This is a genomic window from Petralouisia muris (assembly GCF_004793545.1).
GTDB lineage: Bacteria > Bacillota > Clostridia > Lachnospirales > Lachnospiraceae > Petralouisia > Petralouisia muris.
In genome coordinates this window covers 1-11977 of sequence record NZ_SRYA01000102.1, presented here as the reverse complement: position 1 = coordinate 11977, position 11977 = coordinate 1, and the positions used below count along the sequence as shown (strand labels likewise).

Sequence of the window (11977 nt, the reverse complement as noted above, 5' to 3'; positions counted from 1 at the left end):
GTTCGGTAAACTCTTGTTCTTTTTCTCTCCTCAAAAATCGCAATTTCCTATAAAGTAAAAAAGACAGCCGTTTCCGGTTGCCCTGCTGTGATTTGGATTCTGTTGTCTGTCACCGTTCCTGCGCCGGCGGCTTCTTATTCGGGTAGAGTTTCCCGGCCATGACAGCGGCATGGTTCCTGATTTTGATTTCTCCCCGCTTCTCACTGGCTCTGGTGTTCTTGTAGCCCTCATCAGAGAGGAAAAATCGGTATCGCTCTCCGGGGAATCCCACTAGGCTGTCACTGTTCAGAATATCCACCGTTACCATGTGCCTTGTTTCCGGCAGGAACCGCTCCATGCCTGCCAGGTCATGCCCCTGCAGAACCGGCTCCCCCCTTCCTAGTTTTGGCTGCGGCAAGCCTCTGGCGGATAGAATTATCCCGTTTTTCGATAAAGGCTGCCCGGTTATCCGCAATAAACCGGCTGCACTCCAGCTCCATCAGTTTTTCCAGTTTCCGTATGGTATTCCAAGCAATCACTTTTGAGAGTAGATCGTCCTTCTTTTCCAGAACCGGCACAATCTCTTTCAGCCCGGCAAGGGTTTCTTCCTTCGTTGGTGTGGCATACTGGCAGAGCATTTCCAGTTCGCTTTTGGTAAAATTCATTTCCCTTATTCCCTCCACTTCTTTCTCTCAAAATAGTTCCGCATTCGCTTTAATTGGCTCTTAACGGTCTGCTGTACCACGGATACGCTCATGCCTTCCTCTGCGGCAATCTCAACCAGTTTTTTGCCAAGTATGTAACGTGCGTGGATACGCCTTGCCTGTATGTCCGTCAGATTATCCATAGCTTCGGACAAATGTTCCAGTGTGGCAAGGAAAAGCTGTTCTTCCTCCTGTTCCAGCAGAATCTCCTTGGGGGACTTGGCGGTAAAATCAAAGGCACAGTTTTCAATCCCGTCCTCACAGTCAAGGGAATAGTACGCCTTGTGATACCAGATTTTGCGGGTGCGGTTGTTTTCCTCCTCCGCATAAGCAGCAGAGCCTCGGCCACCTCGTCCGATATCTCAATCATTGTGTCCGTAGCAAAAAGCGGGTAATAATATTTTTTCAGGTTGATTGTCTGCATAGGCCGCACCTCATTCCGTCTGCTGGCAGCTGTAAAACTCACGCATACATTTCAGGCCACGGTGTACGGAACGGTTTACCACACTTTTGTCAACGCCTTCCTCTTTGGCAATCTGGGTAAAATCTAATCCCCTGATGTAATAGCCCTTAACACGTCTTGCCTGCATGGGAGTGATAATGGAGAGCGCCTCGTCCAGCATGGCAAGCAGCTTTTCATGGGCGGCCTGTTCCTCTTTCAACAGGATAATTTCTTCCGCTGACGGGCTGTGTTCCAGTGCGTACTTCTCCGTCCAGTCAAAAGCGTCCAGGAAGTAAAATGCTTTGTGGTAACGTGTCCGGCGGTCATAGTTGTACATCTCCCGGACAGACTGCACCATGACCTCGGCCACTTCGTCTGATACCTCCACAAACACGTCCCCAGTGTATTAGGGATAACAGTATCTTCCCTTAACAAGAGCATACAGAAACACAACAAATAAAATGGGCTGTCAACCTTACACAAAACACCGCTTCCGCAAAAACGGAGCGGTGTTTTTGTCTGGCTTCTAATCACCGTGACCAGAAGCACCCCGCCTATTTTCCCCATTCTGTCCACGGAGGCTCTGCTGGATTATCCCCCGTCGCCGCGCCACCCATAGCACAGCCGGGGCTGCCTGTCAAGGGCAATGCCGCCGCTGTGCGGCGGTGCTCCGCACCCTTGACTGGCTGTCCCGGTTGTGCTACCTCCCAAGACGCGACGGGGGATATATCCTCCAGAGCCGCCCCCTTTCCCTGGATAGGGAAAGGGCAGGGGATAGGGTCGAACCGCTTCCCCTCAAACCGCTGTCTTTCCACGCCTGATATGTGGACAATTAGCAATTTCAAAGCCTTGCCCCGCAAGGGTTTCCGGCCCTGGTTTTATGGGGGCTGGTATAATATCATTCCCCATCCCCGATTTATCGAAATATTGTCAACATTTGAATTTATGGGAGGTTTCTATGAACAGTAAAAAATCAGCGCCTTGCGGCCTCAAAAGTCAGTCAACAGTCGTTGCAGGAAAGAAACGTATTCGGAGTACATCGGTTTGTGTCTGGCTGTCCCAGGATGAACAGGCAAAAATCCGGGAGCGTATGGCGGATGTGGGCATCCGCAACCTTTCGGCCTATATGCGGAAAATGGCCCTCAACGGCTATGTACTTCATGTTGACCTCGCTCCTGTCAAAGAAATCGTCTCCCTGCAAAGGCGGTGTGCAAATAATCTCAATCAGATAGCTGTCTGGGTAAATACCCAAGGCGGAGTTTACCCCGACGAAATCAAGGCCCTGCAAAAAGATTATGCGGATTTATGGGGGCCGCTCTCCGAACTGCTGGAGAGGCTTTCGGAGGTAGTGGTGCTGTAAGCGCATAAGACCCAGAAGCGTCAGCGACGGGGCCGCAGACAGGGGAGCTTCTGGTCACGGTGACCAGAAGCTCCCGGCGGGTTTGGGGGCACCCCAACAAGCATTTTCGCAAAGCGAAAATCGAAAGTGTTATACACTTGCCCTGCTTGACGTTTCGTGCGCTCCCCTATACATGGCGCGATTATGCGAAGTTTGTTTTTCCTATATTCACTATTTTTAACCCCTTTTCTTTTGAAATCCCTATATAAAATGAATGGGTTGACATTAGAATTTGTATGTGGTATATTTATAACATCAAGTGCGATATGCACCACATAGGAGGTCACGTTATGAAAAACAAATATGGCTGTATAGGTTTTGTCTCCTTATTAGGTCTTTGGGGACTATACGCAAATGAACCACTTTTCTTGTCCTTTTTTACGTTTGTTATATTTTTTAGTTATTTTTGGGTGACTCCAGACGAGATGTTTGTAGATACCTTAAAAAAATGTTCCACCATTGCGTTTTTCTCAAATATTACCATAACAGTGATTGCAACTTTTGCATTTTCATATTTCAAACTCAGTAGCAATCCATTAGCTGGTGGCGCTACCTTGGGATTTGGCATTTCAATAGCTATCTTTGTTTTGCTGAGTTTCTTTTTTGACTTGAAAGAAAGGAGCTGAACAAAAGAGTGATTAGAAATAGGATAAAAGAATATCGAGCAAAATTTGATATGAAACAAGAAGAACTTGCTGCCAAGGTAGGAGTACGCAGAGAAACTATTAGCAATTTGGAAAAAGGAAAATATAATCCATCTTTAGTATTAGCATGGAATATTGCTAAGGTATTCGATGTACCTATCGAAAAGATTTTTACAGTCGAGAATTGAGGTGAAAGTTATGCCTATGAGCAACTGGATACGATGTCCGAAATGCAATAACAAAACACGTCTAAAAATTAGAGAGGATACTATTCTAAAAAACTTTCCACTCTATTGTCCGAAATGTAGACAAGAAATGTTGATAGATGTGCAACGATTAGATATATCCGTTATCACAGAGTCAGACGCAGAGCCGATAACACGCAGACTAAAAATGCGGTTATCGGCTTTTCTCTTTGAAAAGACACGGCAACCGTTAAGGAGGTTACGCCGTGTCTTTCTATATTGCCCGCCCCCCTGATCTGTCAAAAAAAGCCCTCCACCTCTAAAGGGAAGCCCTGGCCGGAAATGCGAAAATTGTAATATTCAGTCGCCCAGACACGTCCGTATGGCCTTGTGTCATACGGACATTTTTATATCCTGGCCCCTCTGGTCACCGTGTCCAGAGGCCCGCTGCCGCTCCCCGACCCTCCATTTCGATCTGTCCCTTTCCGCCAACATCGAAATGAAGGTTACATATGACAACCATTAAATTGAACCGCTACTATCCCCACCTGACCGAAAATATCACCCTGGAAGTCTCCGACGAGATCGCCGTCGTTCTCTCCACCGGGGGCCGCATGTGTGACAGCTACAAACGCCGCAAGCGGGAGCATAACGAGTGCTCCCTGGACGTTGACCCTGGCTTTGAGCCGGATGTGATGTTCCCGCCCCTGACCCCGGAGGAGATCATTCTGGACGAGGAAAACCGCTCTGTCCTCTACACCGCCCTTGACCAACTCTCGCCCATTCAGGCCCGGAGAGTGTACGCCCACTACATTCTGGGCAAGAAAAAATCTGAGATTGCCAGGGCCGAAAATGTGGTGGAAAGCTCCATTTGCGACAGTATCCGCCGGGGCGTAAAAAATCTCTCCGAAATTTTGAAAAATTTTTATAGGTAAGGGAGCAACAAACGGCCCTTTTCCCGCCTGATAGGTAAGGAGGCTTATACGCTGAGAACAACTGAATACACAGTATTCCAGGCACAAAACCCGTGTGATGAGCGACGAAAGGCGCGCCGCCAGGACAGCCCGCTTGAGGAGGTGGAGAAAGCGGACCGAGCGACCAACGCGGCCTTTAACCCGGCCCTGGCAAGCCGGGCGCGACGACAGCGCGGGAGATAATGAAACTTGCTCACGCCCTCCCATGGACTTGCGGGGGAGCTTCGCAGTTCTGCGGAGCTATGACAGCCGGAGCCACCGGCGGCTTGGGATGCTCCCCTGTGCCGGGGCGCGTGGCAAATACGGCGCAATTATAGATCGAAATGGAGTTATCCTCGCTAGGCTTCTGGCCACCGTGACCAGAGGTGGGGCAAGGTTGAAAGACAGCACTTTTCCGGTGCTGTCTTTCTGCGTTTTCCCACATCCTTGTGCCTTGGGGCTGTCTTTGGTATAATATACTTGTAAAGGTTGACAGCTCCATTTCCAGACAGGAAAGGAGCTATCATGGAAAACCGTATCGACGCTATCTACGCGAGACAGTCCGTAGACCGCAAGGACAGTATCAGCATTGAAAGTCAAATCGAGTTCTGCAAATATGAGTTAAGGGGTGGGAATTTTAAGGACTACCAAGATAAAGGATTTTCCGGAAAGAACACAGACCGCCCGCATTTCCAGGAGCTAATGGCCGACATCAGGCAGGGCTTAATTCGCCGGGTGATTGTCTACAAGCTGGACAGGATCAGCCGTTCTATCCTGGACTTCGCCACCATGATGGAGCTATTTCAGGAGTACAACGTGGAGTTCGTTTCCTCCACGGAAAAGTTCGATACCTCCACGCCCATGGGCCGGGCTATGCTGAACATCTGCATCGTGTTCGCACAACTGGAGCGAGAGACAATCCAGAAACGTGTGACCGACGCTTACTATTCCCGGTGTCAAAGGGGCTTCCACATGAGCGGCGCGGCCCCGTTCGGCTTTAAGCTGGAACCTACCACCCTCCAGGGCATACGTACAAAAATGATGGTCCCGGACCCCGACACGGCAAACATTGCCCGGTTGATGTTCGAGATGTATGCCGAACCGTCCATGTCATTCGGAGATATTGCCCGGTACTTTGCGGAAAACAATATCCTGATTTACGGAAAGGAGTTGAAACGGGGTTTTATCTCCCAACTGCTCCGCAATCCGATTTATGCCCAGGCTGACCTGGAACTGTACGAGTTTTTCAAGGGCCAGGGTACGGTGGTAGTCAATGACGCGGCGGACTTCGCCGGAACAAACGGCTGCTATCTCTACCAGGGCCGGGACGTGCAGGAGCGAAAAAACAAAGACTTGCGGGGACAGATCCTTGTGCTGGCCCCCAGCGAGGGCATTGTCCCCGCTGATACTTGGCTCCGGTGTCGGAAAAAGCTGCTGGCAAATATCACATTCCAGGGCGGGCGCAAGGCTCGGAATACCTGGCTGGCCGGAAAAATCAAGTGTGGGCGGTGCGGGTATGCCCTTATGAGCGTAGGCAATCCGGCGGGGACGCAGTATCCCCGCTGCTCCAAGCGAGCGGACAACAAAAGCTGTGAAGGCTGTGGGACGCTTCGGACGGCGGAATTTGAACAATTCGTCTATGGAGAAATGGTAAAGAAGCTCTCCAAATTTCAAACCCTGACCGCCAGGGCAACGACTACCAATCCCAAACTGACCGCCTTGAATGTGGAGCTGGCCCAGGTGGAGGACGAAATTGAAAAACTACTGAATACCCTGACCGGGGCTAATGCGGTTCTGCTGTCCTATGCCAACAGAAAAATCGAGGAGCTGGACGCTAACCGACAGCGGCTTATCAAGGAGATTGCGGCACTGAACGCTGAAACGGTCTCCCCGCAAAAGATAGAGTTTCTGTCTGCTCATTTGGACAACTGGGACACGATTGACTTTGATGACCGCCGCCAAGTGACTGACATTATTTTGTCCCAAGTCCAGGCCACCAGCGACCATGTTTCCTTTGAATGGAAAATCTGAAAATCTTTCTCTCTGCGCTTTATACTATGGCCTGTGTGCCCTTGTTAAGCGTTGCTACCTTAGATTGATTATTTTCATGGCTGACCTCCTAAAATGCGGAGAGGACAGGCAGCGGCTTCCTGCCTGTCCTCCCCGATAATGTGATAGGGAAAAAAGTTCCCTTCATTGGTTAGCCCGAAATCGGCCAATCGTAGGGTCTGTATCAGAAAAATTTTTTAATTTTCTTCCGCACCGCCTCAATGCTGTCCTGTATGGCAGCTTTGGAGCAGCGGCAAAGCCCGGCAATCTCGGCATAACTCAAACCGTCCAATGCGTAGAGCAGGAACCTGCGGCGCTGCGCCTCGGTACAGAGCGCAAGGGCGGCCTTAATCTCCAGCATGGTTTCTTTCCTGCATACCCACTGTTCCGGCGTCTGGTAGTAGCAGGAACGCCCTTCGGTGAGGACTATGTATTCGTCAAACTCCCGGCTGTCTCAGTGTCTCCGCTTTTCATGGGCAAGGTTTTCTTCCTTGTGGTCGGCTCTGTCCAGGCACTCGTATACTTCGACTGCGACCTCCACGAACAGGGCTTGTCCGTCTATATTGATGGTGACTTCCATCTTCCTTTCCGACCTTCCGATTTTTTGCAAAGATTTCTGAACGGGGCGGAAAACGGCAGTGGGGAGCGTGTGCGCCTCCTAAGAAAACAAAAGCGCCCCGATGGTTAAACTCCATTCGGACGCATAAGATACGGTATTCAGTTAGAATATGACAAATTTTGCATTTGTGTGTAGACGGTTCCCTTTGTGGGAAACGGATTTTTTTAATCGCTTATTTTTTAGCCAATTTTGTAAAAACAGGTTATGATTCATGACGGCTCCTTTCACCAGCCGCCATTTTGGGAAATACTAAGGCAACAATCTTTTTGAAAACAAAGAAACAGCGGCTTTGCCTTTCTCAAAACCGCTGTCTTATGGACACATACAAATATGTCTGCTGTATAACGGCTTTTTTTCTTTTGCCACTATTCGGCAGATGATTTTTCTTAATTCAAATTCTACTCATTTGTAGTTCATTATCAAAAACAAGGGTAACACCTTCTTTCAATTTACATTTTTTTAAATCCTGATTGGGTAAACTCTTTATTTTCCCACTTATAATCAGTTGTAGATATTCCTTTTCTGACAGAAGTAATTTGCTTCTCACAACAGAAGATACCTTAACAGAAAGAGAATACTTACTTTTGATTTCAAGTTGTACGGTTTCATTTAGAGAAAAGCAATCACCAATAACAGAATATTGTGGCAAACCAACTTCCACACCATTCTCTTGTAAAAACTGGCTATCCATTGCATATTTCTCTACAAGTTCGTTATCATTTTTATAAAATCCGTCCAATAGTTGTGGCTTTATTGCTTGTGGAGAAATACGGGAATAAACAGTAGCGTTCCATGTGGTATTGCAAGCACAGCATTTGTAAATTAACCAAATATCCAAGTATCTGCGCTGGGCATTTACCCGGAATTGCCGTGAACAAGCGAACAGATTTTTTCTTCCACATTTCTTGCAATATTTTAATACAGGCAACAAGGAAAGGCTTTGTACTTCCCATATAATTTTTTTCACTCCGTAATTCCTCCTGATTCTTAAATCTAAAAACTAAAAGGCGGATTGTCACAACATTTTTTCATAAAAGCCATACCTCCTTATGTTTCTTGCAAATAAATTGTATCATCATACAATACAGAACCAAACCTAATACTCTTTTTATAAATAAACATAAGAAATGGGCTGATGTATTTTGAAATAATACCAGCCCATTTCTGTCAATTATATTCTTTTTTTAACTGCCCGATAATTCTCTGAATACTTTTCAAAGATAGAAAATATTTTTCGGCAAGGAATTCCATTCGTTTCCCTGCAAGGTAGTCATCATAAATACGTTGGTTTCTATCTTGTAATTCCTGACGTGTTGAGGTTGTTTCTCCCCAGCTTTTTTTGTTATCAGAAATTCTGGGGATATACAAAAATTCTCCATCAATGTATTCCTGAACTTTCAGAAGTAAATCATGCGGCAGAACGTGTGTTGCTTTTTTGTAACCCATTTTGCACTCCTAATGTGATTTGTCTACCAGGAACTGCAAGGTCTATCCGCAACACCTATTCACTTTTTAACCGTTGCGATAGCCTTGCTTACGCAACGATAACGATAGGATTAAGCATAAATCCCCAATCCTCCTTTCCTTTTACTCCACACTAAAAAATTTTATTGCAGAGTGCGACAAGGTGAAACCTCAAATTCATTTATGAAAAGAAAATGAGGAATATTTTTTATTATACCTTGCCTCTAGTTATAAATCAATTCTGCACAAATGATTTCCTCCGCCTGCGCCTTACAGTTATTTGCCAGCCTCACTCATTTCATCTGGTCGGCTGCTTTCAGTTCCTCGGTCACACCGGCGGCCTTCATCAGCTGTGGCATAAGAATATCCATTCGCTCATTCGCGGCCTCGTCAATCTCCAACAAATGGGGATAGAGTTTTTCCGTCAGGAGCAGGCTGGTATACAGCCCTTTCCGGTGTTCTTTCAGATAGCGGAGCCTCATGCGCCCATACTTGCCGATTGGCGTGTCCGGATGCTCTTTTATTACCAGATTCGGAATATAGTAATCTCCGCTTTACATGAGTTAAAGACAGTGTTTCGGGGAAGTGCCATAATCGGCACATTCCCCATGCCTATTTAATCAATTTTTCCTACAAAACGATAGTAAATCTCAATGTCCCTCACTGTCCTACCGTTCCCGTCTTTCCATGACTGGTGGACTACGATTTTCTCAATCAGTTCATTCAAGAGCGGGGCGGTAAGCTCGTCAATGGCACTGTATTTCTGGATTAAGTCAATCCAGCGTTTTGCATCGTCCGTTTCCTCTTTCGTTTCTTCAAGCCTTGCAGAGATGGTCTTGACCGTTTCATCAAGCTGTTGCTGCTCCGTGCGGTATTTGACGGAGAGCATGGAATAATTTTCTTCGTCAAGAAGCCCTTTTACCCTGTCCTCGTACATCTTCGCAAAAAGGCTGTTCAGCTCCTGCCTGCGTTTCTGTGCCTTTTTCAGCTCTTTTTCGGCACGGGCATTCTCTGACTGCCGCTGTTTCTCGCTGCCTTGCAGCAGCCGTTCCAGAATGGCGTCCTCATTCTCTTTTACCGCCATCAGCCAGTATTGTAACCTTCCGAGAACAAACGCATACAAAATCTTGTAAGGCGTGTAATGGAGCGTGCAGAAGTTCCTGCCATACGCCGCATACTGGGTACAGCGGTAAAAACGCCCCTTGTCCTTTGTGTTTGCCGAGCCGAGCGTCCATCCGCATTCCCCGCACCTTATAAGCCCTGCGAATATCTGCGGCTCATCGTCTTTACGGCTCCGTCGCCTTGAATTTACATGCGTCTGCACCAAATCCCACAAATCCTGCGTGACAATCGGCTCATGCGTATTTTCCACCACGAACCACTCATCCTCGCTATGCTTGATATTCTTTTTGGATTTATAGGACATCTTTGTCAGCTTGTAATGGACGGTATGCCCAAGGTATATCTGGTTGGCGAGGATATTGCTGACGGTCTGTATGCACCAGCGGTATTTTACTTCTTCAGGCTTCCCCTCAAACATGGACGCCTTATACCCGTTCCGTTTATAAAGCCACCATGTTGGGACTGGCACTTTATCTTTGGCGAGGGCGTGGCAGATTTTCTTTGCCCCATACCCATGTGCCGCAAGCTCAAAAATACGCTCCACAATCCACTTCGTTTCCTCATCAATAATGAGCCTGTTCTTTTCCGTCGGATGCAGCTTATACCCTAAAGGCGTGACTGGGGCGATGTATTCCCCATTTTTAAACTTGGCTTTCATCGCATTTTTTACCTTGCGGCTCGTTTCCTTTGCCTGCCATTCGTTGACGATATTCTTGAATGGGGCGATGTCGTTGTCCTCCCTTATCGTGTCAACGCCGTCATGGATTGCGATGTACCTTACGCCCTTGCTCGGAAAATAAAGCTCCGTGTACTGCCCCGTGAGGATATAGTTCCTGCCAAGCCTTGACAAATCCTTTGTGACAACGCAGTTGATTTTCCCGTCCTCTATGTCTTCAATCATGCGTTTAAAGCTTGGTCGCTCGAAATTCGTACCAGAAAATCCGTCGTCCACGTACTCGTCTACGACTAAAAATCCCTGCTCATTTGCATAATCCCTTAGTATCTGTTTCTGCGTGGAAATGCTTGCGCTTTCCCCTTCCAGCTCGTCATCACGGCTTAAACGCATATATAACGCTGTATTGTATTGCTGCTGTTTCACTTGTTTTAACCTCCTGTCTTTGGAAACAGCCCGCCACAATACACTGCTTGCATGAATCTATTATAGCATGGGGCAGGCCGTTTTTCCATCATTGCAACAATATTCTTCTTATGGTTTTTTCATCTCGTACCGCATGACATTCTCCGCAAGCGTTTCCACGGTCTGTTTTTTCCCGCTGAAATGCTCTGTAAGATGGACAATGTTTTTGCCGCAGACAAAAGAAGTCTGCCCATCCTTTTCTATGAAATACCCTGTTGGGATTCCTTTCTCTTTTGGCTGGATTCCTGACTTAATTATTCTGTCAAATAGCTGTTTTACCGTAATGATTCCTCCCTCCTGCGGTCTGTTTTAACTGGCTGTTTCTGTTGGTTTAACCGCTGGTTTTCAATCGTATCGTGGATTTGGTCTAAGCAGTTGTCGATATGGGCAGAGCGTTTTTCAATCCCGTCTGCATATTTCAGCCGTTTCCTAAGCTCTGTTATCTGCTCCGTCACGCCCTGCTTTTCGGCTCGGAGTGTTTCTTTTTCGGCTGGTGTGGCACGGCGTACCTTGTTCCGCAAGTGCTGGCGGTAGTCAATCAGTTTATTCATTTCGGTCTGGTTTTTCTCCCTGTCGGCGTGTAAGTCGGAAAGGGTAGAGATGTTATGCTTTGACATATACCTTACCTGTGCGGTAATCTCGTCCAGTTTCCGAAGCTCCTCTTTCATCAGCGGGCTTGCCGGCTTGTAGTCTGTGCCTTTGGGGAATATCCCCAGCTGATAGCACCAGTGGTAATACAACGCTAAAATCCCTGTGGTTTTCTGATGCGGTTTCCATGCGTTTTTATACTGCTCTGGCATATGCGGGGAGTAGGAAATCCTTGCTTTGTAGTTTCCATATCGGGAAGCCCCGCCTAAACATGACCGTATGAAATCGGGAGTCAGCCGTTCGTCAAGCGTGTCTAACCTTGTGAAATGCCTGTACTGCGGCAGCTTCATTTTCCAATAGCTGCCCGAAAAATCAATCTCATATCCTTTATCGGTAAGGTATTTCATCATGTGCTGTAAATCCCTGCTCCCGTTGATTGCTTCCCTTAAATCCTCCCGATAGACGTTGTACCGTGTCGGCTTTCCGCTTTTTTCGTCCAGATACAGCGGTCTTGCAGGGGCTTTCTTGGGGTTTTCAATCACCGATAAACTGTACTCTCGGCATAAGCGGTCGGACACCTCCCTTAGCCGTTTCTGTTCGGATTTTGAGTAATTATATTTGCTCCCATCCAGATAAGAAACGGAGTTAAAACAGAAATGATTATGGAGATGTCCTTTGTCAAGGTGGGTGG

The 11977-nt window shown here is 47.3% G+C and carries 14 protein-coding genes and 3 pseudogenes; 6 read left to right on the top strand and 11 right to left on the bottom strand.

Annotation, left to right across the window (positions count from 1 at the left end; genetic code table 11):
* Positions 1–109 precede the first annotated feature (109 nt).
* The 5 genes and pseudogenes from E5329_RS32360 to E5329_RS30100 all read right to left on the bottom strand — a co-directional run bounded on the left by E5329_RS32360 (position 110) and on the right by E5329_RS30100 (position 1970).
* Positions 110–644: pseudogene (locus E5329_RS32360) on the bottom strand (DUF5720 family protein).
* A 5-nt stretch (positions 645–649) separates the two neighbouring features.
* Complete coding sequence (locus E5329_RS31170; protein ID WP_275443761.1) at positions 650–826, bottom strand: hypothetical protein; 177 nt, start codon at positions 824–826, stop codon at positions 650–652.
* Positions 814–1107, bottom strand: coding sequence for a hypothetical protein (locus E5329_RS31165; RefSeq protein WP_275443760.1), 294 nt, complete (start codon positions 1105–1107; stop codon positions 814–816). The genes E5329_RS31170 and E5329_RS31165 overlap by 13 nt, the downstream gene beginning before the upstream one ends.
* Before the next feature lie 10 nt (positions 1108–1117).
* Positions 1118–1513 carry a sigma-70 RNA polymerase sigma factor region 4 domain-containing protein gene (locus E5329_RS25950; RefSeq protein WP_275443759.1) on the bottom strand — a complete coding sequence of 132 codons (396 nt, stop codon included), beginning with the start codon at positions 1511–1513 and terminating at the stop codon, positions 1118–1120.
* A 166-nt stretch (positions 1514–1679) separates the two neighbouring features.
* Positions 1680–1970: a hypothetical protein gene (locus E5329_RS30100; RefSeq protein WP_168356777.1), complete on the bottom strand. Its 291-nt coding sequence runs from the start codon at positions 1968–1970 to the stop codon at positions 1680–1682.
* A 113-nt stretch (positions 1971–2083) separates the two neighbouring features.
* On the opposite strand from E5329_RS30100, the gene E5329_RS25940 reads away from it, so the two are divergent.
* The 6 genes from E5329_RS25940 to E5329_RS25915 all read left to right on the top strand — a co-directional run bounded on the left by E5329_RS25940 (position 2084) and on the right by E5329_RS25915 (position 6337).
* Entirely contained in the window at positions 2084–2485 is a 402-nt protein-coding gene (locus E5329_RS25940; protein WP_135992114.1) for a plasmid mobilization protein, read from the top strand.
* 329 nt (positions 2486–2814) lie between these two features.
* Positions 2815–3150, top strand: a complete 336-nt coding sequence (locus E5329_RS25935; protein ID WP_168356776.1) for a DUF3796 domain-containing protein — start codon at positions 2815–2817, stop codon at positions 3148–3150.
* 8 nt (positions 3151–3158) lie between these two features.
* Entirely contained in the window at positions 3159–3356 is a 198-nt protein-coding gene (locus tag E5329_RS25930; RefSeq protein WP_135992112.1) for a helix-turn-helix transcriptional regulator, read from the top strand.
* Complete coding sequence (locus tag E5329_RS32900) at positions 3319–3648, top strand: cysteine-rich KTR domain-containing protein (protein WP_456320040.1); 330 nt, start codon at positions 3319–3321, stop codon at positions 3646–3648. The genes E5329_RS25930 and E5329_RS32900 overlap by 38 nt, the downstream gene beginning before the upstream one ends.
* A gap of 217 nt (positions 3649–3865) precedes the next feature.
* Positions 3866–4288 carry an RNA polymerase sigma factor gene (locus E5329_RS25920; protein WP_135992110.1) on the top strand — a complete coding sequence of 141 codons (423 nt, stop codon included), beginning with the start codon at positions 3866–3868 and terminating at the stop codon, positions 4286–4288.
* A 543-nt stretch (positions 4289–4831) separates the two neighbouring features.
* Positions 4832–6337 (top strand): recombinase family protein, encoded by a 1506-nt coding sequence (locus E5329_RS25915; protein ID WP_135992109.1) that lies wholly within the window; start codon positions 4832–4834, stop codon positions 6335–6337.
* Positions 6338–6539: 202 nt separating this feature from the next.
* Here the strand turns inward: E5329_RS25915 and E5329_RS25910 are convergent.
* From E5329_RS25910 to E5329_RS25885, 6 genes and pseudogenes are all read right to left on the bottom strand, one after another.
* A pseudogene (locus tag E5329_RS25910) lies at positions 6540–6935 on the bottom strand (RNA polymerase sigma factor).
* Positions 6936–7365: 430 nt separating this feature from the next.
* On the bottom strand, positions 7366–7941 hold the full coding sequence (locus E5329_RS25905; RefSeq protein WP_135992108.1) for a DUF1062 domain-containing protein: 576 nt from the start codon (positions 7939–7941) through the stop codon (positions 7366–7368).
* 200 nt (positions 7942–8141) lie between these two features.
* Positions 8142–8420, bottom strand: a complete 279-nt coding sequence (locus E5329_RS25900) for a CD3324 family protein (RefSeq protein ID WP_016289807.1) — start codon at positions 8418–8420, stop codon at positions 8142–8144.
* Positions 8421–8662: 242 nt separating this feature from the next.
* Positions 8663–8977 (bottom strand): annotated as a pseudogene (locus tag E5329_RS25895) (TnpV protein).
* Between the two features lie 77 nt (positions 8978–9054).
* The gene (locus E5329_RS25890; protein ID WP_135992107.1) at positions 9055–10659 is read right to left on the bottom strand and encodes a recombinase family protein; all 1605 of its coding nucleotides are present in this window, start codon (positions 10657–10659) and stop codon (positions 9055–9057) included.
* Between the two features lie 314 nt (positions 10660–10973).
* Positions 10974–11977: relaxase/mobilization nuclease domain-containing protein (locus tag E5329_RS25885; RefSeq protein ID WP_135992106.1), on the bottom strand; the 1004-nt coding region annotated here is incomplete at its 5' end.